The organism is Micromonospora sp. DT46, assembly GCF_049841735.1.
Classification (GTDB): domain Bacteria; phylum Actinomycetota; class Actinomycetes; order Mycobacteriales; family Micromonosporaceae; genus Micromonospora; species Micromonospora reichwaldensis.
In genome coordinates this window covers 247,156-269,104 of record NZ_JBNCKW010000008.1, presented here as the reverse complement: position 1 = coordinate 269,104, position 21,949 = coordinate 247,156, and the positions used below count along the sequence as shown (strand labels likewise).

Below are 21,949 nucleotides of genomic sequence, written 5' to 3'. Positions count from 1 at the left end.
TCACGATGGTGGCCGCCGTGTCGATCCGCCGCCCGGGATGTGGGCTTCCGGGCGGGTTGGCCGACCCGCCCGGGGCGCCGCCGCACATGCTCCGACCCGCCGACCCGCCGACCCGCCGACCCGCCGACCCGCCGACCCGCCGACCCGCGGACCCGCGGACCCGCCGACCCGCCGACCCGCCGACCCGGCGGCGCGTGTCGCGGATCCCGGCCGCGCTGCCCGGCCGGCGGGTGTCACGGGCTCCCGGTCGGCGCCCGGCCCGGCCACGTCGGCCGGACCGGGCGAGCGGGATCGGGTGGGTGGTGGGAAGGGATCAGGCGGCGGTGGCCCAGATGGCCCGGAAGGCCGCCGCCTCGCCGGCCAGCCAGCGCTCGATCTGCTCCGGGCGGGCGTCGGTGGGCATGCGGTGGGCCTCGCCACGGCGGACGTCGACCAGGACCGGCTCGGCGTGCGGGAGCACCGCGTCCATGTGCCGGGCCATCAGGTGCAGGGTGGCGAGCGTCGCCTCCTCGCTGGGCGGCGCCTCGTCGAAGTGCAGTCGGACGGCCTCGACGCGACCGTCGGCGTGCCGTACGCCGAACTGGGGGTTGACCTTGACGGGCAGGTCGCCCAGCATCGCGAGCGCGTCGCGGGTCTGGGCGAGGTCGACGGCCCTCGGTTCGCCGAGGGAGCGCAGCCAGGTCGTCGCGCCGGGGACGAGGGCCTGGTAGAGCGGTCGCCAGCGGGGCTTGACCACGTCGACCACCTGGTCGAGGTGGGTGCCGCCGGTGTGGAAGGCGATGTCGGCCTTGAGCGCCTTGACGAACTGGCCGTGCGGGTTGAAGCCGGAGCGGCTGGCCCGCTGCTTGCGCAGGCCCCCGACGAAGGTGGCCTTCGTCGGGCCGATGCGGTCGACGTAGCGGGTGAAGCCGAGCAGGGTGGCGTAGGGGGTGGGTGGGGCGGAGGCGGGCGTGCTCACGGGCGTCCTCCCAGGTCAGGACCTCGATTAGTACACACATTCTAATCGACGGGTGTGACATCTCCCAGGGTTTGTCGGGGCGTTCGTCAGGTCGACCTGCCGGGCCGGGCGACGGCCGCACCGGACGATCTCGGCCAGGCAACCCGCCTACGATCTCGACATGCAGCGGCTGGCGCTCTTCGACCTGGACGACACCCTCGTCAACCGCAGCGCCGCCTTCCGCGCATGGGCCCGGGAGTTCGTGATCACCCACCGCCTCGACGCCGCCGCCTTCGTCTGGCTCCTGGACGCCGACGCCCGGACCTCCGGTACGAAAGGCATCTTCTTCCACGCCGTCCGCGAGACCTTTCGCCTCGACCAGGCCGCTGACGAACTCTGGCAGCAATACCGCCAGCGCATGCCGGAACTGGTCGCCTGCCGCTCGCAAGACCTCGAAGCGCTACGTCTGCTGCGTGCCGCCGGGTGGCGGATCGGGATCGTCACCAACGGCATGACCGACAACCAGCACGGCAAGATCCACCGCGCTGGCCTCAACACGCTGGTCGACGGCTGGTGCATCTCCGACGAAGTCGGCATCCGCAAACCCGAGCCGGCGATCTTCAGCATCATCGCGCAGCGCTGCGGAACATCGATAGCGCACGGCGGCTGGATGATCGGCGACGACCCGATGCTCGATGTCGCCGGTGGACGCCGTGCAGGATTGCGCACCATGTGGCTGCAGACCGAGTCGAGGTCGTGGCCCGAGGGGCAACCGGAACCCGACATCACGGTCGCCACCGTCGCCAACGCCGTCGAAGTCCTCCTTCAACGGATTGACACGATGCCAGCCACCAGAGATTGACGGCCTACGGCAGGAGCGTTCTCCGTGATCGATGATTTCGCCAAGGAGTACCTGCACAGCGATCTGCGAGATATTCGCGAGGTGATGCTGTGGAAACTCGACGGGCTTTCCGAGTACGACATCCGCCGTCCCCTGACCTCGACCGGCACCAACCTTCGCGGCCTGGTCAAGCACCTGTCGTTGATGGAGGCCAGATACTTCGGCGACATCTTCGACCGGCCGTTCCCCGAACCCGTGCCTCGGTGCGGCAGCGCGGTGCGCCGAGATCGAACGGGCCGCCAGAGCAGCCGCCACCAAGCCCGACTGATTGAATGAGTGCGTGACTGATTCGCCGGTGGTGGGGCCCCTGAGCTTCGGATACTCGTTCGACGCGGGGGACGCGCGCCGGCTGCGGTTGCTCGACGAGCGCGGTGCCGAGCTGACCGTCGTGGAACCGCGCCGTGGCGCGGAGAAAGCGGCGTGGCCGCCCCGCTCACGGATCCTGGCCTTCCAGGCCGACACCGTCACGGTCACGCTGACCACCGGTGAACGGTTCGAGTTCGTCAACGGCAGGAAAGCGCCCTGCCGTCGGCGCAACGCCGGCACCACCTGGACGCTCCTCGGGCGCAGGTACGAGGTCGTCCACACCAGCTCACGTCGGGCACAGCTCCACCGGGACCAGATGGTCCTCGCCTCGGCGCGTTCCTCCTCCCGCCGGTACGGCCCCGTCCGCACGACGATCGAAGCAGAGTGCGACGTTGCCGACCGCATCGGCGTCGTGCTCCTCGAACAGGTCATCCGCCCCGGCCGGCCGATGGCATTCTTCGCCGCTCTCGACATGCTGGCGATGTCAGGGTGAGACCGATTCCCGTCGCTGGTCGGGGCCGGAACACCCGGTCGCCGAGCTGAACCGCGACGCGCGTGGAGTACGAACGGTGCCGTGGTGAACGGCGCGTTGCCGCTTCGCGAAGGACTTTCCGTTCCTGCGGACAACGAAGGGAAAGGAGGTGTGCGCTCCTTTCCCTTCTCAACATATAGCGCACCAGGGGGCTTGCGGCAAGACCTGGTTCGTGCCGCAAAATCACCGGCCGAGGCCCGAGCCCGCAGAAAAGGAACGCGCGAATTGCGGGCGTCGTTGTCGACGTGCTGCTAGCGCCGGCACGTCGAACCACAGCGTCCGCGTACGCGTGCGGCAGCGCCGAGCCAGGACCCGGAACATGATCGGAGCTGATCCCGTGAACCCTCTGACCGCCAGCGCGTTCGACCTTCCCGACCACCTCGCCGCCAAGGCCGATCCGACGCTGATCGCCGCCGACGAGCAGCACTTCGCGGCCGTCGCGGGGAGCATCGAGCGGACGAGCACCGAGTTGTCCGACCGCCTCGACGCCGAGCGCCGGGCCCCCGGCGGCAAGGGCCGGCAGGCGGTGGACCGGGACATGGAGGTCCGTCGGCTGGCCGCCCGCCTGCGCACACTGCGCCGCTTCGGCGTGGACCTGTGCCTCGGCCGGATGGTCGGCGCCGACGATCCAGCGCCCGCGTACGTCGGTCGGCGTGGCCTCACCGACGGCGCGGGCGGGCGGCTGCTGCTCGACTGGCGTTCCCCCGCGGCCGAGCCGTTCTTCGCGGCGACCCACGCCAACCCGATGGGCCTGGCGAGCCGCCGCAGGTACCGCTGGACGCGCGGCCGGATCACCGACTACTGGGACGAGGTGTTCACCCCGGACGCCCTCGAGGGGCACGCCGCCGCGCTCGACGACCAGTCCGCCTTCATCGCCAGCCTGGGCGCCAGCCGGTCGCCGCGGATGCGCGACGTGCTCGGCACGATCCAGGCCGACCAGGACGCCATCATCCGCGCGGGGTCGAGCGGGGCGCTCGTCGTGGACGGCGGTCCCGGCACCGGCAAGACCGTCGTCGCGCTGCACCGCACGGCGTACCTGCTCTACGCCGACCCGCGCCTCGGTCACCGCCGGGGCGGCGTGCTCTTCGTCGGGCCGCACCAGCCCTACCTGGCGTACGTCTCCGACGTGCTGCCCAGCCTGGGGGAGGAGGAGGTGCAGACCTGCACCCTGCGCGACCTCGTACCCGAGGGCGCCTCGGCGGGCGTCGAGACCGACCCGGAGGTGGCCCGCCTGAAGTCGTCGGCGGAGATGGTGAAGGCGATCGAGTCGGCCGTCAGGTTCTACGAGGAGCCGCCGACCGCACCGATGACGGTCAGCACGGACGAGGCCGACATCCGGCTGCGCGCCGCCGACTGGGCCGAGGCGTTCGAGGCGCCGGGCCCCGGTACGCCCCACAACGAGGCGCGTGACGAGGTCTGGGAGGAGCTGCTCACGATCCTGGTGGGGAAGTACGACGGCGACGAGCCCGACGACGTGGTCCGCGCCTCGCTGCTGCGCAACCGGGAGCTGCGTACGGCGTTCAACCGGGCCTGGCCGCTGATCGAGGCGACCGACCTCGTCGGCGACCTGTGGTCGGTGCCCGCCTACCTGCGCCGGTGCGCTCCCTGGCTCAGCCCCGACGAGGTCCGCGCCCTCCAGCGCCGCGACGCCGGGGCGTGGACGGTGTCCGACCTGCCGCTGCTGGACGCGGCACGGCAACGGCTCGGCGACGCGGAGGCGTCCGGGCGCAGGCGCCGGCAGGAGGCCGTCGTCGCCGTCGAACGCGCGCGCATGGCCGCCGTCGTCGACGACCTGATCGAGGCCGACGCCTACGACGACGGCGAGGGCGTGCTGTCGAGCCTGCGCCAGCTGGACCTCCAGGACGCCCTGGTCGACGGGACCGCCCTGCCCCACGTGGAGCCGGACCTGCTCGCCGGACCGTTCGCCCACATCGTGGTGGACGAGGCCCAGGAACTGACCGACGCCGAGTGGCAGATGCTGCTGCTGCGCTGCCCGTCGGGGAGCTTCACCATCGTCGGGGACCGCGCCCAGGCCCGGCGCGGGTTCACCGAGTCGTGGCGGGAACGGCTGGAGCGCGTCGGGCTCGACCGGATCACCGTGACCTCCCTGACCGTCAACTACCGGACGCCGGAGGAGGTCATGGCGGAGGCCGAGCCCGTCATCCGGGCCGTGCTCCCCGACGCCAACGTGCCGATCTCCATCCGCGGCGGCGGCGCTCCCGTCGTACGCGGATCCGCCGCCGATCGGGACTCGATCCTCGACACCTGGCTCGCCGCCCACGCCGAGGGGACCGCCTGCGTCATCGGCGACCCCACGTTCCGGGCGATGTCCCGCGTCCGGTCGCTGACCCCGGAGCTGGCGAAGGGGCTCGAGTTCGACATGGTCGTCCTCGTCGACCCGGAGGCGTTCGGCGCCGGCGTCGAGGGAGCGGTCGACCGCTACGTCGCGATGACCCGGGCGACCCGGCAGCTCGTCGTCCTCACCACCTCCTGACGACGCGCCCGCCGCGCGTCCCGGCACGTGGCGGGCGCCGGGACGCGCGGCGTCAGCGCCGTCACGCCGCCGGGCGCCCGGCATCCCGTCGTCGCAGGAGGAGACCGACAGCGACGGCGGAGGCGGCGCCGAAGCAGCCGAGCGCCGTCGCGACGACGCGCAGCGCGGCGGTGAAGCCGTCGCCGGCGAGGTGCCCGCCGCTGACGATGGCGAGGGTGGAGCCGACGAGCGCGAGCGCGATCGTCTCGGTGACGAGCCGGCCGGTGTTGAACAGCCCGGCCACGGTGCCGGCCCGTCGGACGGGCGCGCTGGCGATGGCGAGTCCGTCGATCACGCCCGTGGTGGCGCCGACACCGGTCCCGATCAGCAGCAGCGGGAGCAGGAGGGAACCCGGTGTGCTGTCGGGCCCGATGGTGGTGAGGGTGAACATGCCGGCCGTGCCGAGGGCGATCGCCCCGACCGACAGCAGGCGGGGCGAGCGATGCGCGACCGCCGCGCCGACCGGGGGCAGGGCCACCGAGGGCAGGGTGAGCATGAGCATCCACAGCCCGGCTCGTCCGGCGTCGAGGCCGGCGACGTCGATGAGGTAGGAGGGCAGGTAGACCAGAAGGGGAACGAGCAGTCCCATCATGGTCGCGGCGACCAGCGAGTACCCGACGAAGCTCCGGTCGCGCAGGAGGCCGAGGTCGAACATCGGGTCGGTGCCGCGCTTCTCGACGCGTACGAACGCGATCCCGCAGATCACGAGGGCGAGAAGCGCGGCGAGCACCGACGGATGCGAGGCTCCCAGGGCGGGTGCCTCGACGAAGGCCCAGATGAGGAGCGCGAGCGCGGCGGTGAACAGCGTGCCGCCGGCCCAGTCGATCCTCCTTCTCGCGCCAGGCAGGGCGGGCAGGAAGGGGCACACCAGCAGCACGACTCCCGCCAGCGCGGCGGGGACCGCGAAGACGGCCCGCCATCCGAGCGCGTCCACCAGCAGGCCGGAGATCGTGGGTCCGAACGCGAGGCCGACGCCGAGGACCGCGCCGAGCGCGCCGAACACCCGGGTCCGGGCCGGTCCGCCGAAGGTCGCCGCCAGGATCGACTGACCGGTCGCCGTCGCCGCTGCCGCACCCGTGCCGGCGAGGACGCGTGCGAGGTTGAGGACCGTGGCGTCCCGGGCCAGCACGCACAGCACGCTGCCGGCGAGGAAGACCGCGACCCCGGCGGTGAAGAGGCGGCGCTTGCCGAGCAGGTCCGCGAGCGAGCCGCCGAAGGCCAGGAACGCCGCGAAGCAGAGGTTGTAGCCGTTGACGACCCACTGCGCCGTCGTGAGCGACGTGTCGAGGTCGTGCTGGATGCCGGGAAGCGCGACGGACGCCCCGGTGATGGTCAGCGGGAACGACAGCGACGACAACAGCACCGCGGTCAGGGTGAGGGCACGCGCGTTCACCGCGACCACCGACCCGGGACGACGACGGTCAGGAGGAGACGGAAGCGGGGAGCGTCACAGGGGACGGGACAGGTGGATGCAGAATTGTTCACGAAAGGCTCCGGACATCGCATGCGGAGCCGGGCAGCTCGGACGGCCACACCGGCGAAGGGTCGCTGATGCGGCGGAGCGGAAACGCAGAGCGTTCGGCAGTCTGGGGTTTCGCGCCGCCGCTAGGGGCGGCGCACCCTGTCCGAGGCGGGCACGGGGTCAACCTAGTCCAGGGCGGTTCACCCCGGCAACGCGATACCTGCCTGCGGGCACCCGGAGCACCGCGGTGGGGCCGGCCGGAGCCGGCCCCCACGGTCGAGGCGGTGGCTAGAGCTGGCCGACCGAGGTGATCCGGACGACCGCCGCGCCCGCCTCGTCGGAGGCCGCGAGGTCGATCTCGGCGCTGATGCCCCAGTCGTGGTCGTCCTCGGGGTCGTCGAGGATCTGCCGGACCGTCCACCGCTCCCGGCCCTGCTCGATCATCAGCAGCGCCGGGCCGCGGGCGTCCGGACCCACCCCGATCGAGTCGTACGCCTCGAAGTACGGCTCCAGCGCGTCGGCCCAGGCGTCCGCGTCCCAGCCCGACGCGGCGTCCAGCTCGCCGAGGTCGTACCAGCGGCGCAGGGCGGCCAGCTCGACCCGGCGGAACAGGGCGTTGCGCACCAGCACCCGGAAGGCCCGGGCGTTGCGGGTGACCGCCGGCACGCGGTCGTCCAGCGCCTCGGCGGCCTCGGCGGCGTCGGTGGGGTTGCGCAGCCGCTCCCACTCGTCGATGAGGCTGGAGTCGACCTGCCGGACCAGCTCGCCGAGCCACTCGATGAGGTCGACCAGCTCCTCGGTCTTGGCGTCCTCGGGCACTGTCTGCCGCAGCGTCTTGTACGCGTCGGCGAGGTAGCGCAGGACCAGGCCCTCCGACCGGGTCAGCCCGTAGAACTGCACGTACTCGGTGAAGGTCATCGCCCGCTCGTACATGTCCCGGACGACGGACTTGGGGGAGAGCTGGTGGTCGGCCACCCACGGGTGCCCCTGCCGGTACATCTCGTACGCCGAGTCCAGCAGCTCCGCGAGGGGCTTCGGGTGGGTCACCCCGTCGAGGAGTTCGAGGCGGGCCTCGTACTCGATGCCCTCGGCCTTCATCGCGGCGACCGCCTCGCCGCGCGCCTTGAACTGCTGCGCGGAGAGCACCTGGCGCGGGTCGTCCAGGATCGACTCGACCACCGAGAGCACGTCGAGGGCGTACGCGGGGGACTCGACGTCGAGCAGTTCGATCGTGGCGAGCGCTAGCGGCGAGAGCGGCTGGTTGAGGGCGAAGTCGAGCTGGAGGTCGACGGTGAGGCGGACCCGCCGCCCGGTCTCGTCGGGCTCGTCGAGCTGCTCGACGACCCCGCCCGCGCGCAGCGCCCGGTAGATGGCGATGGCCCGCCGGATGTGCCGGCGCTGGGCGGCGCGGTCCTCGTGGTTGTCGGTGAGCAGGTGCCGCATCGCGGCGAACGCGTCGCCGGGACGGCCGATGACGTTGAGCAGCATCGAGTGGCTGACCTGGAAGCTGGAGGTGAGCGGCTCCGGCTCGGCCTCGACCAGGCGGTCGAAGGTGGGTCTGCCCCAGCCGATGGAGCCCTCCGGCGGCTTCTTGCGCACCACCTTGCGCCGCTTCTTCGGGTCGTCGCCGGCCTTGGCGAGCGCCTTCTCGTTGTCGATGACGTGCTCGGGGGCCTGCACGACCACCCGGCCGACGGTGTCGAACCCGGCCCGCCCGGCCCGGCCGGCGATCTGGTGGAACTCGCGCGCCTTGAGCAGCCGGGTGCGCACCCCGTCGTACTTGGACAGGCCGGTGAAGAGCACGGTGCGGATCGGCACGTTGATCCCGACGCCGAGGGTGTCGGTGCCGCAGATGACCTTGAGCAGGCCGGCCTGGGCGAGGGTCTCGACGAGCCGGCGGTACTTGGGCAGCATCCCGGCGTGGTGCACGCCGATGCCGTGCCGGACCAGCCGGGACAGGGTCTTGCCGAACCCGGAGGTGAACCGGAAGTTCCCGATCGCGGTGGCGATCATGTCCTTCTCAGCGCGGGTGCAGACGTTGACGCTCATCAGCGCCTGGGCGCGTTCCAGGGCGGCGGCCTGGGTGAAGTGCACGACGTAGACGGGCGCCTGCTTCGTCTCCAGCAGCTCTTCGAGGGTCTCGTGCAGTGGCGTCATCGCGTACGAGAAGATCAGCGGGACCGGCCGCTCGGCGGAGCGGACGACGGCGGTGGGCCGGTCGGTACGCCGGGTCAGGTCGTCGACGAAGCGGGTGGTGTCGCCCAGCGTGGCGGACATCAGGACGAACTGGGCCTGCGGCAGCTCGATGATCGGCACCTGCCACGCCCAGCCCCGGTCGGGCTCGGCGTAGAAGTGGAACTCGTCCATGACCACCTGGCCGACGTCGGCCCGGTCGCCCTCGCGCAGCGCCAGGTTGGCGAGGATCTCGGCGGTGCAGCAGATGATCGGCGCGTCGGCGTTGACGCTGGCGTCGCCGGTCAACATGCCCACGTTGTCCGCGCCGAAGACCTCGCAGAGGGCGAAGAACTTCTCCGACACCAGCGCCTTGATCGGCGCGGTGTAGAAGGTCGTCCGGTCGTCGGCCAGGGCCGCGAAGTGCGCCGCGATCGCGACCAGGCTCTTGCCGGAGCCGGTCGGCGTATTCATGATCACGTTGGCGCCGGAGACGATCTCGATGACCGCCTCCTCCTGGTGGGGGTAGAGGTCGAGGCCGCGCTCCTTCGCCCAGCCGGCGAACGCGTCGAAGAGGGTGTCGGGGTCGGCGCTTGTCGGCAGCGCGGCGGTGAGCGTCATAGCGCGTCCATGGTGCCTGGGTCATGCCCCCGAGCGCCAACCGGATCCGTGCGCCCAGGGTGTCAGGAAGGGCCCCCGTGCAACGGAATCCGTTGACAGGGGGCCCTTCCTCTCACGACCGGCGGTGGATCAGGTCGAAGATCGGGCGATCGGCCCGCAGGGCCCGGCGTTCGAACTTGGTGACCGGGCGGTGGGCGGGGCGGGGAGCGAAGCCGTCGTGCGCGTCGACCAGCCCCGGGTCGGCGTCCAGGGTCTGGCGCATCGCCTCGGCGTACTCGGCCCAGTCGGTCGCGCAGTGCAGGGTGCCGCCGGGCACCAGCCGGGAGCGCAGCAGCGCCACGTGGGCCGGCTGGATGATCCGCCGCTTGTGGTGCCGGGACTTGGGCCAGGGGTCGGGGAAGAAGACGTGCACGGCGTCCAGCGACGCCTCCGGCAGGCCCGCGACCAGGTCCAGGGCGTCGCCCTGCGCCACCCGTACGTTGCGCAGGCCGTGCCGGTCCACCAGGTCCAGCAGGTTGGCGATTCCGGGCGTGTGCACCTCGACCGCCAGATAGTCTCGACCGGGGTCGGCGGCGGCCATCTCGGCCGTGGTGTCGCCCATCCCGGAGCCGATCTCAAGCACCAGCGGGGCCCGCCGGCCGAACAGGCCGGCCAGGTCCACCGGCGTGCCGGGCCGCTCCGGCACGTCCAGGCCGTAGACCGGCCAGAGCCGGTCGAGGGCGTCCGTCTGGCGGCTGCTCATCCGGCCACGGCGCGGATGGAAGGTCCGGATCGTCCGGGCGGCGGCGGGCGCGGGGACGGCGGCGGCGGGGGAGTCGGTGAAGGTCACAACGACCCGAGGGTACGCGACGACCGCGCCGAATCGGATGTGATGTTCGCCCGGGGATGAGAGGATCCATCCCGTACGGCAGACCGGGTGTCTGGTGTTGCCCGGCACTGCCCCAACGCGCCGGGAGGGGGCGTCGTGTCGGTGCACCGCGGCGGTGTGGCGCTGGCGATCGTGACCGTGGTCGCCGGTCCCCTGCTCGCGGCCGCCCCGGCCACCGCCGCTCCGCCGTCCGGCGTCGCCCTGTCGTCCACCACCGTCCTTGCCGCCCTGTCGTCCCCGCCGTCCGGCGTCGCCTCCAGGTCCGGCGGCGCTCTGCTGGCCCGGGCCGGCGCGCCCCAGCCGGGACCGCCGGGGCCGCGCGTCTTCGTCGAGGTCAGCCCGAGCACCGTCGAGCCCGGCTTCCTGGTGGGGATCCGGGCCAGCTGCCAGGACAATTCGGTCCCCGCCACCGTGGTCTCGGACGCCTTCGGCCGGGTGCAGGTGCAGCCGCAGCACGGCACGCTGACCGCCGCGCCGATGGTGCGGGAGCGCACCCGGCCCGGCAACTACCGGATCAAGCTGGAGTGCCGCGACGGCGAGACCGCCTCGACCATGCTCCAGGTCGTCAAGGCCGTGAAGCCCAGTCGCGGCCCGGCGACCGGGTTCGGTGGTGGTGGCGGTGGCTTCACCGGCGGGCTGCTGCTTCCGGGTGGCCTCGCGCTGATCGTGACCGGCATCGTGCTCGCGGTCCGGTCGGCGCGCCGCCCGCGTACCGCCCGTCGCTGAGCCCGGTCATGGTCCCCGCACCCGCCCCGCAGTCGGCCACCACAGCGGCCCGCAGCCCACGGCCGCCCGGACGCCGCCCCTGGTCGGTGCCGCTGGCGGTGGTGCTGGTGCTGGCCGGGGTCTTCGCCACCGGCGCGGGCCTGGGGCGCACCGCCGGGCCGTTCGACTGGGCCGCCGGCGGGGGACAGGACCGGCCGGCCCGCAGCGAGAACGGCGCGCTGGCGGCCAGCCGGCCGGTGCGCCTGTCGATTCCCGCGATCAAGGTGTCCGCCCCGGTGGCTCCCGTCGGCCAGGCCCGGGACGGCTCCATCGCCGTCCCGCCGCTGGAGCGGGCCGACGAGACCGGCTGGTACGACCGGGGCCCCACCCCGGGTGAGCCGGGCCCGTCGGTCATCGTCGGGCACGTGGACACCAAGCGCGGCCCGTCGGTCTTCTACGACCTGCACAAGCTGCGCCCGGACGACACCGTCGAGGTGGCCCGGGCGGACGGATCGGTCGTGGTGTTCCGGGTGGACTCCGTGGAGCACTTCCCCAAGGAGCGGCTGCCGGCGGAGCGGGTCTACGGCGACGAGGGCCCCGCGGGCCTGCGCCTGATCACCTGCGGCGGCGACTGGCTCGGCGGCCGGACGGGCTACGCCGACAACATCATCGCCTTCGCCACCCTGCTCTCCTCCCGCAACCCCTGAACGCAGGCTCCCACTCACGTACCGCCTCGCGCGACGGGTCAGGGGCGGGGTGGGACCTGCTGGACGACCTCGAACTCCAGGAGGGTGGCGCCGGAGGCGACCGGGGGACGCTTCTCGCCCGTCCCGGCGTGGGCGGCGCGGGAAGGGCCGGCAGCCCACGCCTGATAGGCCTCCTCGGTCTCCCAGCGGGTGTAGACGAAGTAGCGGTTCTCCCCGGCCACCGGGCGCAGCAGTTCGAAGCCGAGGAAACCGGGGGAGTTCTCCACCGCCCCGGCCCGCGCGGCGAACCGCTTTTCCAGCTCCTCGCCCGCGCCTGGAGGGACGTCGATCGCGTTGATCTTCACGACTGCCATGGCTCCACCCTAGCGACGGGGCCGGGGCTCAGAACGACTCGACGGCCGGAACCAGGTCGGCGTCGACCACGATCGGCGCGTGGTCGGAGGGCCCCTTGCCCTTGCGCGCCTCCCGGTCCACGTACGCGGAGCGGACCGCCCGGGCGAACGGCGCCGAGGCGTACACGAGGTCGATCCGCATGCCCTTGTTCTGGTGGAACATGCCGGCCCGGTAGTCCCAGTAGGTGAACGGGTGCGGGCCCTTCATCGGCGTGGGCACCACGTCGGAGAGCCCGAGGTCGCGCAGCGCCGCGAGGGCCGCCCGCTCGGCGGGGGTGACGTGCGTGGAGTGGGTGAACAGCGCCGGGTCCCAGACGTCGGCGTCGGTGGGCGCCACGTTGAAGTCGCCGCAGACCGCCAGCGGCGGGCCGCCGGTCAGCTCCGCCTCGACCGCGTCCCGCAGCGCCGCGAACCAGGCGAGCTTGTACGCGTAGTGCGGGTCGTCCGGGGCCCGGCCGTTCGGCACGTACACCGACCAGACCCGGACCCCGTCGCAGGTCGCCGAGATGGCCCGGGCCTCGGGATCGGGGAAGCCCGGCTCGCCGGGGAACCCCACCGTGACGTCCGCCAGGCCGACCCGGGACAGGATCGCCACCCCGTTCCACCGGCCGTCGCTGTGGCTGGCCACCGTGTAACCCAGCTCGCCCACCTCGGCCACCGGGAAGGCGCCGTCGGGGCACTTCGTCTCCTGGAGGCAGACGACGTCGGGGCCCGTGCCCGCCAACCAGTCCAGCAGCCGGGGCAGGCGGGCCTTCACCGAGTTCACGTTCCAGGTCGCCAGGCGCATGTGACCAGCCTGCCCCATCCCCGCGCGTGTCGCCGGTTCAGCTGCCCGGGGTGTCGCCCGGGCGGGTCTGCTCGGCCAGGAACCGCTCCAGTTCGGCGCCCAGCTCGTCGGCGGTGGGCAGTGGCCCGGCCTCGGCGGCCAGCAGGTTCCTCTCGCCCCGGCCGCGCGCGAACGCGTCGTACTGCTCCTCGAGGGCCTGCACCAGCTGGGCGGCGTCGTCGGTCTGGGCGACCTGCCGGTCGATCTCCACCCGGACCACCTCGGCCGCCGAACGCAGCCCGTCGCGGGGCAGCAGCAGCCCGGTGCTGCGGGACACGGAGGCGAGCAGCACCTCGGCGGCGGCCGGGTACTCCGTCTGCGCCACGTAGTGCGGAACGTGGGCGGCGAAACCGAGGGCGTCACGGCCCAGCTCGCCGAGGCGGTACTCCAGCAGGTGCCCGACGCTGCCCGGCACCTGCACCCGCTGCAACCACGGCTCGTAGCCGGCGATCAGCTCGCGGCGGGTGGCGTGTGCGGTCACCCCGGCGGGCCGGGTGTGCGGCACGGCCATCGGGATCGAGTTGAGCCCGACGGTGAGCCGGACGTCCAGCCGCGCGGAGATGCCGGCCACCGCGGCCACGAAGCGCTCCCACTGCAGGTCCGGCTCCGGGCCGGTGAGCAGCAGGAAGGGGGTCTCGTCGTCGTCGCGGAGCAGGTGCAGCTCCAGCGCCGGGGCGTCGTACGACTCCCAGTGGTCCTCGACGAAGGTCATCACCGGGCGGCGCGAGCGGTAGTCGAAGAGCTGGTCGACGTCGAACCGCGCGATCGGGCGGGCGTCCAGGGAGGTGAGCAGCTGCTCCCTGGCCAGTCGGGTGGCGCTGCCGGCGTCGACGAAGCCGGTGAGGGTCTGGATCAGGACCGGCTGACCGAGGTCGGGCAGATCGTCGGTGAGCTCGTAGAGCTCGTGTGGGTCGAGCACCGGTGCGGACCTCCCTGGTCGTGCGTACGGGTCGCCGCGCGAGGGCACCCGGTTCGGGGAACGTACCCGCCATCCTCGTGCATTCCTCGCCGCGCCCCGCCGCGGGTCGTCACCTGTCCGGTAATCGGGCGTATGCCCGCAAGCCCACCGGCGGACGAGGAACGTTGACCGTCAGGACGACCAGGCTATCGGCCGAACGGGCGAGTTTGGGGATCATGGGCCGGACGGTGGGGGTTTGTCCGTGTTCCGGGCGCGCAGGGGCGGGCCGGGGCGACCCGGAGGTCTGACCGGTCCGCGAGGTCCGTCCCCCGGGCTGCCCGGGGCGGCAGGGGCGTCCACCCGGCCCAGCCCATATCGTGAGGAAAGCCACGAGATCACCCGGGGTGATCGGCGGGTGGGCCTGCCTAGCCTCGGCTGATGCGTGACGACCGCACCCTCGACGACCAGATCGCCCCCGGTGACCCGGTTGGCCGTTCGAACGATACCCCCTCGTACGTTCGGTCAACCGCCCTCCGCGCCGCCGGGGCGTACGCCCACCTGCTGACACGCGGGCCCGCCCGGGCCCGGATCGCCCTCGCCACCGGCGTGCTGTGCTGTCTCGGCCTGACCGCCGTCGCCCAGGGCGCGGGGGACGACTCCGCCGACCCGGCCCCCGCCGCCGCCCCCTCCGCGCTCGCCGAGCGCGCCGAGCCGGACCCGGCCTCCCGCAAGGTGGAACGCGTCGCCACCTCCGCCAGCCCGACCCCGACCCGCGCCGCCGACCCGGACACCACCACCCCGGCACCGGAGAAGACCACCCGCAAGCCGATCGACCCCGCCCCGGTCGTCGGGCTCGACGACGCCCAGATGGAGAACGCCGAGGAGATCGTGCGGACCGGGCGCGAGATGGGGATGCCCCGGCGCGCGCTGGTGATCGCGGTCGCCACCGCGATGCAGGAGAGCAACCTCTACAACGTCGCCAGCGGGGTGCTCCCCGAGTCCCGCGAGTACCCGCACCAGGGCATCGGGTGGGACCACGACTCGGTCGGGCTGTTCCAGCAGCGCTCCAGCAGCGGCTGGGGCGAGGTCGGTGAGCTGATGGACCCGGAGTTCGCCACCCGACAGTTCCTCTCGGCGCTGGCGCGGGTGCCGGGCTGGCAGCAGATGCGGCTCACCGACGCCGCCCAGGCGGTGCAGATCTCCGCCTACCCGGAGCACTACGCCAAGCACGAGTGGCGCGCCTCCAAGGTCGTCGCGGCGTGCCTGGAGGCCGGGCAGTAGGCTTCTACCAACCACAGTGGACGGTTGCGGTTCGCGCATCCGGGGTACATGTGTTGTCGCTCCGAGGTACACATGGAACAGGCACCACCGACTGGAGGACGACATGTCACTGATGCAGCGGATCAGCACCTTCCTGCGTTCGCCCAAGGGTCAGCAGATGGTCGACCGTGGCCGTCGCGAGCTGGCCAAGCCCGGCACCCAGCAGAAGCTCCGGGGTCTCGCGGCCAAGCTCCAGAACCGCCGCTGACCCGTCACCGCCGACCTCTCCGACCCCCGGGAGACCCTGTGACCGATCCCGCGCCCGCCGACGACCAGCGCGTCGCCGGAGGACCTCAGCCGCCGGCCGTGGTTCCGGCACCGACGCAGGAGGCCACCGAGGCGCCGCCGCTGAAGCTCTGGGACCGGATGCGGGAGGACCCGCAGTACGCCCCCGAGCACCTCGCCCTGGAGGCCGTACGCCGGCTGGGGCCGGAGGCGGCGCAGTGGGCCGCGCGGGCCCGGGCCGAGCAGCCCGGCGTCTCCGCCGAGGCCCTGGCGGAGCAGGCAGTACGCAAGTTCGTCAACCACGCCCGGCTCTCCGGGGCGGTGTCGGGCGCCGCCGGGCTGCCCGGCGCCGTGATCGACGTGGGGATCCTGGCCTGGACGCAGGCCCGGATGGTGCTGCACGTCGCCGCCGCGTACGGGGTCGACCCGCTGCACGGCGACCGGGCGACCGACCTGCTGGTGCTGCAGAAGGTGCACAAGGTCGCCGAGAGCGCCCGGCTCGCGCTCGGGGTGGCCGCCGGCCGGGAGCGCGCCGGGGCCCTCTTCGGCAGCGGGGGGCAGAACCCGCTCGGCAAGGTCATGCTGCGCCTCGGCGTGCGACTGGCCCAGATGGCCGGGGTACGCGCGGCGAAGCGGGTCTTCGCCAAGGTGGTGCCCGGCGCGGCGATCGTGCTCGGCACCTGGGCCAACTCGTCGGCCACCAAGGATCTCGCCGTGCGCTCCCACGCCCTCTACCGCCAGCACGGCGGACCGACCGTCCCCGAGCCCCGCCGGCCCTGAGCCGGTCGTCACCCGCCATCCCGCCGCCCGTCCGCCCGCCCGCCCCTGCGGGTGTGCGGTCGGCCGGCAGGGTCAGGAGCCGAGGCCCGAGGCGCGCCACGCCACGTCGGCCAGCCGGTCCTGCCCGGCGGCGTTGGGATGGAACCAGTCCAGCGGGTTGACCAGCTCCAGGTCGAACCGCACGCGGTGCACCGCCCCGCCGTCGTGCCGGCAGCGCGAGCCGTACGCCTTGCAGGCGGCGGCGAGCTGGGCGTTGTAGTCGGCGATGCGCTCCCGCACGGCCGCCCGGCGGGCCCGGTCGAGCGGGTCCGTCGAGGTGGGGTTGGCCAGCAGCGCCGGGCAGACGCCCCGCTTCCAGGCCCGCACCGCCCGCGCGTCGGTGTGCCCGACCTCCCAGAGCCGGTGCAGGTTGGGCACGCTCACCACCAGCACCCTGGCCTTAGGTCGCCCCTGCCGCAGCACCCGCAGGCCGCGGTCCACCTCGGCGCGGAACTGCTTCACCGGGGTCATCGCCTCAATGCCGCCCCGGCACACGTCGTTGGCGCCGATCAGCACGGTGACGTGGTCGACGCGGTCGCGTACCGCCCGCTGGGCCTGCCCCTCCAGCGACGCCGCGCGGGCCCCGGGGCTGGCGTGGTTGTGGGCCTTGCCCCGGATCGCCGGGTTCCGGTCGAGCAGCCGCCGGTAGAGGCTGTCGACGCGCAGCCCGTCGCCGGTGGACCAGGAGTTGCGCTCGCACGAGACGAGCACCAGGCAGGAGCCGAAGCCGGTGCTGATCGAGTCGCCGAGGGCCGCGATGCCGCCGGGCGAGCCGGGCGACGGCGTCTCCCGGGGCGGGCGGGAGCCGGGCTCCCCGCCGCCCTCGCAGGCGAGCGCGACCAGCGCCAGCAGGCAGGCGGCCACGGTGACCCAGCGTCGAGGCATACCATCCCCAGTCCCGCAGCGGAGAGCGACAGCGCGGTAACTCTAAGCGCGGCCCCGGTGGGGCAACCCGCCGCTGTCGACAATGCGGCAGAGGGCTGTTCCCGCTCGGCTTCGCATGCTAGCGGATCGATACGTCAGGCGGGGCCAGCGTGGCGGGCGGGGGCCAGCGCGCGAGGCGGATGCCGGTGGGTCGGGCGGGGGTCAGCGCGCCAGGCGGGGGTCGGCGCGCCAGGGCGCGGGCTGGCCGTGCAGCCACCAGTGCAGGGTCCGGGTGATCCGGGGCAGCACCAGGTAGGTCATCAGCGGGGTCAGCGTGAGGGTCATCATCAGCACCCGGGCGGCCAGCGGCACGTCCGGGAGGAAACGGCTGGTGAGCAGCGTCGCGGTCAGGCTGAGCGGGAAGAACGCCAGCCAGATCGTCACCGCCTGCTTCCAGCGCGGCGGGGAGGGCGGCGGGACCGTCGGCTCGGCGCTGACCGGCACGGTCTGCGCCACGTGCTCCTGCGGCGGGTCGAACCAGCCCTCGACGCCGGTACGCCGCTCGACCCGCGTGTGCTCGACGATGCCCTGCGCCGAGGAGAGCCACCAGTGCCGCTGCGGGGACTCCTCCCAGCGGCGCAGGGTGTCGTGGTCGGCGAAGCGGTAGATGATGTGCCACTCCCCGGAGCCGGGCGCGCTGCGTACCCAGCCGGACCCGAGGAACCCCGGGAACGCCTCGGCCAGCGCCGTGCCGGCCCGCATCCAGGCCACCATCTCGCTGGTCCGGGCGGGGTCGGTGCGCCGGGCGACGGCGACGGTCACCGGCAGCGCGTGGGTCATCGTCATACCGGCCATCCTCTCCGCTCGGAGCCGGTTCGACAGGCTCACGGGCCACCGGTATGACGCACCCCACCAGCGGGGTGACGCGGCCCACCGCGAGGGCCGACGCGGCAGGACCGGTGGGGCCGGCGCGGCCCACCGCGAGGGCCGACGCGGCAGGACCGGCGGGGCCGGCGCGGCCGATCGGCGGGGTGGCGGCCGGCCAACCCGAGCGGGGGAGGAGGGGGAGCCCGGGGCCCACCGCCGGGGCGGGTTAAGCGGGTCGATCGGGGGTAGGTCGGTGAGATGACGAGATCGCAGCCCCGGCGCGCCCGTGGCACGGTCGGCCACGCCTACAGCGCGCTCAACATGCGGCTCGTGCTCGCCGGGTTCGGTCTGGTGACCATGACCGTCTTCGCGGTGCTGGCGTTCAACGCCGACCTGGTGTGGCTCGGGGTCCTCTGCGTGGTCTTCGCGGTGGTCGCCGTGGTCGACCTGATCATCATCCAGCGGCGCCGCGCCGCCCGCCGCCGGGAGGAACCGGGAGCCCGCCACTCACTCTTCGAGTGACAGGAGTACGAGATGCCCATCGCGACCACCAATCCCGCCACGGGACAGACGCTCAAGACGTACGAACCGATGTCGCCGGAGCAGATCGACGCCGCGATCGAGCGGGCCGACCTGGCGTACCGCCAGCTGCGCGGCACCACCGTCGACCAGCGCGGGCGCTGGCTGAACGCGGCGGCCGACCTGCTGGAGGCCGAGCGCGACGAGATCGCCCGGCTGATGACCACCGAGATGGGCAAGACGTACGCCTCGGCCCAGGCGGAGGTCACCAAGTGCGCCGCCGCCTGCCGCTTCTACGCGGCGAAGGCGGCCGAGTTCCTCGCCGACGAGCCCGCCGACGCCGGAGCGGTCAAGGCCACCCGCGCCTTCGTCCGCTACCAGCCGATCGGGCCGGTGCTCGCGGTGATGCCCTGGAACTTCCCGCTGTGGCAGGTGCTGCGCTTCGCCGCGCCGGCCCTGATGGCCGGCAACACCGGCCTGCTCAAGCACGCCTCCAACGTGCCGCAGACCGCGCTGCTGCTGGAGGACCTGTTCCGCCGCGCCGGCTTCCCGGAGGGGGCGTTCACCACCTTGCTGGTCGGCTCAGCCGAGGTCGACCGGGTGCTCAGCGACCCGCGGGTGCGCGCGGCGACGCTGACGGGCAGCGAGGGCGCCGGCCGGTCGATCGCCCAGATCGCCGGCCGGGAGCTGAAGAAGACCGTGCTGGAGCTCGGCGGCAGCGACCCGTTCGTGGTGATGCCGTCGGCGGACCTGGACCGGGCCGCCGAGGTCGCCACCACCGCCCGCTGCCAGAACAACGGCCAGTCCTGCATCGCGGCCAAGCGGTTCATCGTGCACGCCGACGTCTTCGACGCCTTCGCCGAGAAGTTCGCCGCGAACATGGCGGCCCTGCGGGTCGGCGATCCGATGGACCCCGACACCGACGTCGGCCCGCTGGCCAGCGAGGGCGGGCGCGACGAGATCCACGCCCAGGTGCGGGACGCGGTCGACAAGGGCGCCACCGTGCTCTGCGGCGGCGAGCTGCCCGCCGGGCCCGGTTGGTTCTACCCGCCGACCGTGGTCACCGACCTGAGGCCGGAGATGCGGATGTGGTCCGAGGAGGTCTTCGGGCCCGTCGCGGGCCTCTACCGGGTGTCGTCGTACGACGAGGCGATCGAGGTGGCCAACGGCACCTCCTTCGGCCTGGGGTCCAACGCCTGGACCCGGGACCCGCAGGAGCAGGAGCGCTTCGCCGTCGACCTCGACGCCGGGAACGTCTTCGTCAACGGGATGACCACGTCCTACCCGGAACTGCCCTTCGGCGGGGTGAAGAACTCCGGCTACGGCCGCGAGCTCTCCGCGCTCGGCATGCGGGAGTTCTGCAACACCAAGACCGTCTGGGTGGGCGAGGGGGCCGCCTCGGCCGGCGCCGGGGCGCACGCGGAGTAGCCCCGCCCGGCTTCGTCGGCGTAGCCGGACGCCGTCGTGGGTACGGAGTGACGCCATGACGGTGTTCGGCTTCCACGCGTCCCACGAGCAGATCCATCCCCGCGCCCTGCTGGAGGCGGTGATCCACGCCGAGCGGGCCGGCTTCGACGCCGCCATGTCCTCGGACCACTTCGCGCCCTGGAGCGAGCGGCAGGGCCAGTCCGGCTTCGCCTGGTCCTGGCTGGGGGCCGCGCTCCAGGCGACCAACCTGCCGTTCGGAGTGGTCAACGCCCCCGGGCAGCGCTACCACCCGGCCATCATCGCCCAGGCGATCGGCACCCTTGGGGCGATGTACCCGGGCCGGTTCTGGGCCGCCCTCGGCACCGGCGAGGCGAGCAACGAGCACATCACCGGCGACGACTGGCCGCGCAAGGACGTCCGCACCGCCCGGCTGCGCGAGTGCGTGGACGTGATCCGCGCGCTGCTGGCCGGCGAGGAGGTCAGCCACGACGGCCTGGTCCGGGTGGACCGGGCGAAGCTGTGGACCCGGCCGGAGCAGCCGCCGGCGCTGATCGGGGCGGCGGTCAGCGTGGCCACCGCCCGCTGGTGCGCCGAGTGGGCGGACGGGCTGATCACCGTGAACGCCCCGACCGCGCACCTGCGGCAGATGATCGACGCGTACCGGGACGCCGGCGGGCGCGGCCCGCTGCACCTCCAGGTGCACGTGAGCTGGGCGCCGGAGCAGGCCGAGGCCGAGCGGCTCGCGTACGACCAGTGGCGCAGCAACGTCTTCGCCCCGCCGGTCTGCTGGGACCTGGAGACCCCGGAGCACTTCGACGTGGTCTCGCAGGACGTGCCGATGGAGAAGGTCCACGACGTCGTGAACGTATCCGCCGACCTCGGCCGGCACGTCGGCTGGCTGGAGGAGTACCTGGAGCTGGGCTTCGACCAGATCGCCCTGCACCACGTCGGGCAGGAGCAGCGGGCCTTCATCGACGCGTTCGGCGCCGAGGTGCTGCCGAAGCTGCGCAGCGCCGGCTGAGCGGTCCCGTCCCGGGCCTGCGCGGTGCCGGCCCGGGGTGAGCGGACCGGCGTCAGGGCAGGCGGCGGACGAGGACCTGCCCGGGCCACGGGTCGCGGCCCGGGCGCTCGACCGTGAACGGGTCGGTGGCGATGAAGCCCTGCCGCTCGTACCACCGGACCAGCGCGCCGTCGTCGCCCGCGTAGCAGTCCACCCGCAGCAGGCCGAGCCCGCGCTCCCGGGCCAGCTCCGCGGCGTGCGCCAGCAGCCGGCCGCCGATGCCCGACCCGGCGTGTGCGCGGTCGGTGACCAGCAGGTTCACGTACAGCTCGGGTTCGGTGGCGGGTGGCACGTACTCGGTCGCCGTCCCCACCACCAGTGCGCCGACCGGTCGGTCGGCGAGCGTCGCCAGCCACAGCCCGCCGCCGCTCGCCCAGGCCTCGGCCTGCGCGACCCGCCGCGGGTCGGTCGAGGCCGCCTCGGTGCCCCACTGGCCGGTGCGACCCCGCGCCGCCAGCCAGGCGGTGGCGTCGTCGAGCAGCCGCAGCACGGCGGGCGCGTCGGTCGGGCCGCCGGGACGCAGACCCAGGCTCCGCTGGTCGCTCATGACGGACATGCTGCTACAACCAGGTGTCTCGACGCGAGCAGGTTGGACTGGACGTCGGCCCTCGACGCCGCGAGCCCCGGCCAGGGAGGCGGTCTCCCCGCGCTCGTGCTGTCGAGCTGATGTCGTGGACGATTCACCGCTCCGGGCGCCAGCTACGCCGGGAGGTCATGGCGTCCCGCCCGAGTCGCCGGAGCTGGCGGTGCCCATCGTGCTGGGATCCCCGCCGTACCCTTCGCCGCGGAGGCTGCCCCGCCCACGGCGCCGTCCGTCCCGGCGGGACTGCCGGATGGCCCTGCGCGCCGCCGTCAACGCCGCGTCCCGCCCGTCGGGCGGCGACGCCCGCCGCCTGCTCAGCGGCAGCACGACCAGGATGAGGGCGACGACCGTCGCCGCGATCCCGGTCAGGATCCACCCCGTTGCATCCATGGCCATGATGGTAG

The 21,949-nt window shown here is 73.4% G+C and carries 22 protein-coding genes and 1 pseudogene; 12 read left to right on the top strand and 11 right to left on the bottom strand.

The features are described from left to right. Positions 1-313: 313 nt before the first annotated feature. On the bottom strand, positions 314-958 hold the full coding sequence (locus ACLQ20_RS23495; protein ID WP_151455206.1) for a hypothetical protein: 645 nt from the start codon (positions 956-958) through the stop codon (positions 314-316). A 160-nt stretch (positions 959-1,118) separates the two neighbouring features. Here ACLQ20_RS23495 and ACLQ20_RS23490 point away from each other — a divergent pair, with 160 nt between their 5' ends. From ACLQ20_RS23490 to helR, 4 genes and pseudogenes are all read left to right on the top strand, one after another. Next, the gene (locus tag ACLQ20_RS23490; protein WP_425857693.1) at positions 1,119-1,799 is read left to right on the top strand and encodes an HAD family hydrolase; all 681 of its coding nucleotides are present in this window, start codon (positions 1,119-1,121) and stop codon (positions 1,797-1,799) included. 24 nt (positions 1,800-1,823) lie between these two features. Then, positions 1,824-2,081, top strand: a pseudogene (locus tag ACLQ20_RS23485) (DUF664 domain-containing protein); the annotation flags it as partial. A gap of 37 nt (positions 2,082-2,118) precedes the next feature. Next, positions 2,119-2,637 carry a hypothetical protein gene (locus ACLQ20_RS23480; protein ID WP_425857692.1) on the top strand — a complete coding sequence of 173 codons (519 nt, stop codon included), beginning with the start codon at positions 2,119-2,121 and terminating at the stop codon, positions 2,635-2,637. Between the two features lie 358 nt (positions 2,638-2,995). Beyond that, positions 2,996-5,170 carry an RNA polymerase recycling motor ATPase HelR gene (gene helR / locus ACLQ20_RS23475; RefSeq protein ID WP_425857691.1) on the top strand — a complete coding sequence of 725 codons (2,175 nt, stop codon included), beginning with the start codon at positions 2,996-2,998 and terminating at the stop codon, positions 5,168-5,170. A gap of 61 nt (positions 5,171-5,231) precedes the next feature. On the opposite strand, the gene ACLQ20_RS23470 is transcribed toward helR, so the two are convergent. From ACLQ20_RS23470 to trmB, 3 genes are all read right to left on the bottom strand, one after another. Beyond that, positions 5,232-6,602: an MFS transporter gene (locus tag ACLQ20_RS23470; RefSeq protein ID WP_425857690.1), complete on the bottom strand. Its 1,371-nt coding sequence runs from the start codon at positions 6,600-6,602 to the stop codon at positions 5,232-5,234. Positions 6,603-6,959: 357 nt separating this feature from the next. Then, positions 6,960-9,464, bottom strand: a complete 2,505-nt coding sequence (locus tag ACLQ20_RS23465) for a DEAD/DEAH box helicase (protein ID WP_151455210.1) — start codon at positions 9,462-9,464, stop codon at positions 6,960-6,962. A 112-nt stretch (positions 9,465-9,576) separates the two neighbouring features. Next, on the bottom strand, positions 9,577-10,206 hold the full coding sequence (gene trmB, locus ACLQ20_RS23460; protein ID WP_425857775.1) for a tRNA (guanosine(46)-N7)-methyltransferase TrmB: 630 nt from the start codon (positions 10,204-10,206) through the stop codon (positions 9,577-9,579). 228 nt (positions 10,207-10,434) lie between these two features. Between trmB and ACLQ20_RS23455 the strand changes: the two genes are divergently transcribed. Together ACLQ20_RS23455 and ACLQ20_RS23450 are read left to right on the top strand one after the other, a co-directional pair. Further along, entirely contained in the window at positions 10,435-11,058 is a 624-nt protein-coding gene (locus ACLQ20_RS23455; protein WP_425857774.1) for a hypothetical protein, read from the top strand. A gap of 8 nt (positions 11,059-11,066) precedes the next feature. Next, positions 11,067-11,744: a class F sortase gene (locus ACLQ20_RS23450; protein WP_151455212.1), complete on the top strand. Its 678-nt coding sequence runs from the start codon at positions 11,067-11,069 to the stop codon at positions 11,742-11,744. Between the two features lie 38 nt (positions 11,745-11,782). Here the strand turns inward: ACLQ20_RS23450 and ACLQ20_RS23445 are convergent, their stop codons facing one another. The 3 genes from ACLQ20_RS23445 to ACLQ20_RS23435 are packed head-to-tail and all read right to left on the bottom strand — an operon-like array spanning position 11,783 to position 13,881. Beyond that, positions 11,783-12,097, bottom strand: a complete 315-nt coding sequence (locus ACLQ20_RS23445) for an antibiotic biosynthesis monooxygenase (RefSeq protein WP_327027597.1) — start codon at positions 12,095-12,097, stop codon at positions 11,783-11,785. Positions 12,098-12,125: 28 nt separating this feature from the next. Then, positions 12,126-12,923, bottom strand: coding sequence for an exodeoxyribonuclease III (locus ACLQ20_RS23440; RefSeq protein ID WP_151455214.1), 798 nt, complete (start codon positions 12,921-12,923; stop codon positions 12,126-12,128). A gap of 37 nt (positions 12,924-12,960) precedes the next feature. Next, positions 12,961-13,881, bottom strand: coding sequence for a proteasome assembly chaperone family protein (locus ACLQ20_RS23435; protein WP_151455215.1), 921 nt, complete (start codon positions 13,879-13,881; stop codon positions 12,961-12,963). A 417-nt stretch (positions 13,882-14,298) separates the two neighbouring features. Here ACLQ20_RS23435 and ACLQ20_RS23430 point away from each other — a divergent pair, with 417 nt between their 5' ends. From ACLQ20_RS23430 to ACLQ20_RS23420, 3 genes are all read left to right on the top strand, one after another. Then, the gene (locus ACLQ20_RS23430; protein ID WP_327027600.1) at positions 14,299-15,141 is read left to right on the top strand and encodes a peptidase M23; all 843 of its coding nucleotides are present in this window, start codon (positions 14,299-14,301) and stop codon (positions 15,139-15,141) included. A gap of 103 nt (positions 15,142-15,244) precedes the next feature. Beyond that, entirely contained in the window at positions 15,245-15,388 is a 144-nt protein-coding gene (locus tag ACLQ20_RS23425; RefSeq protein WP_165947802.1) for a hypothetical protein, read from the top strand. Positions 15,389-15,426: 38 nt separating this feature from the next. After that, positions 15,427-16,185: an EcsC family protein gene (locus ACLQ20_RS23420; RefSeq protein ID WP_370518956.1), complete on the top strand. Its 759-nt coding sequence runs from the start codon at positions 15,427-15,429 to the stop codon at positions 16,183-16,185. A 72-nt stretch (positions 16,186-16,257) separates the two neighbouring features. Here the strand turns inward: ACLQ20_RS23420 and ACLQ20_RS23415 are convergent, their stop codons facing one another. Together ACLQ20_RS23415 and ACLQ20_RS23410 are read right to left on the bottom strand one after the other, a co-directional pair. Then, positions 16,258-17,109 carry a GDSL-type esterase/lipase family protein gene (locus ACLQ20_RS23415; RefSeq protein ID WP_327027603.1) on the bottom strand — a complete coding sequence of 284 codons (852 nt, stop codon included), beginning with the start codon at positions 17,107-17,109 and terminating at the stop codon, positions 16,258-16,260. A gap of 201 nt (positions 17,110-17,310) precedes the next feature. Then, on the bottom strand, positions 17,311-17,934 hold the full coding sequence (locus ACLQ20_RS23410; protein ID WP_132235902.1) for an antibiotic biosynthesis monooxygenase: 624 nt from the start codon (positions 17,932-17,934) through the stop codon (positions 17,311-17,313). A gap of 279 nt (positions 17,935-18,213) precedes the next feature. Between ACLQ20_RS23410 and ACLQ20_RS23405 the strand changes: the two genes are divergently transcribed. The 3 genes from ACLQ20_RS23405 to ACLQ20_RS23395 are packed head-to-tail and all read left to right on the top strand — an operon-like array spanning position 18,214 to position 20,923. Further along, on the top strand, positions 18,214-18,477 hold the full coding sequence (locus tag ACLQ20_RS23405) for a DUF6343 family protein (RefSeq protein ID WP_151456710.1): 264 nt from the start codon (positions 18,214-18,216) through the stop codon (positions 18,475-18,477). Between the two features lie 12 nt (positions 18,478-18,489). Then, entirely contained in the window at positions 18,490-19,902 is a 1,413-nt protein-coding gene (locus tag ACLQ20_RS23400) for an NADP-dependent succinic semialdehyde dehydrogenase (RefSeq protein ID WP_425857689.1), read from the top strand. 55 nt (positions 19,903-19,957) lie between these two features. Next, entirely contained in the window at positions 19,958-20,923 is a 966-nt protein-coding gene (locus tag ACLQ20_RS23395) for a TIGR03885 family FMN-dependent LLM class oxidoreductase (RefSeq protein WP_358118986.1), read from the top strand. A gap of 52 nt (positions 20,924-20,975) precedes the next feature. Here the strand turns inward: ACLQ20_RS23395 and ACLQ20_RS23390 are convergent, their stop codons facing one another. Together ACLQ20_RS23390 and ACLQ20_RS23385 are read right to left on the bottom strand one after the other, a co-directional pair. Then, entirely contained in the window at positions 20,976-21,509 is a 534-nt protein-coding gene (locus ACLQ20_RS23390; RefSeq protein WP_425857688.1) for a GNAT family N-acetyltransferase, read from the bottom strand. 165 nt (positions 21,510-21,674) lie between these two features. Next, positions 21,675-21,935, bottom strand: a complete 261-nt coding sequence (locus ACLQ20_RS23385) for a hypothetical protein (RefSeq protein ID WP_151456714.1) — start codon at positions 21,933-21,935, stop codon at positions 21,675-21,677. Positions 21,936-21,949: the final 14 nt, after the last annotated feature.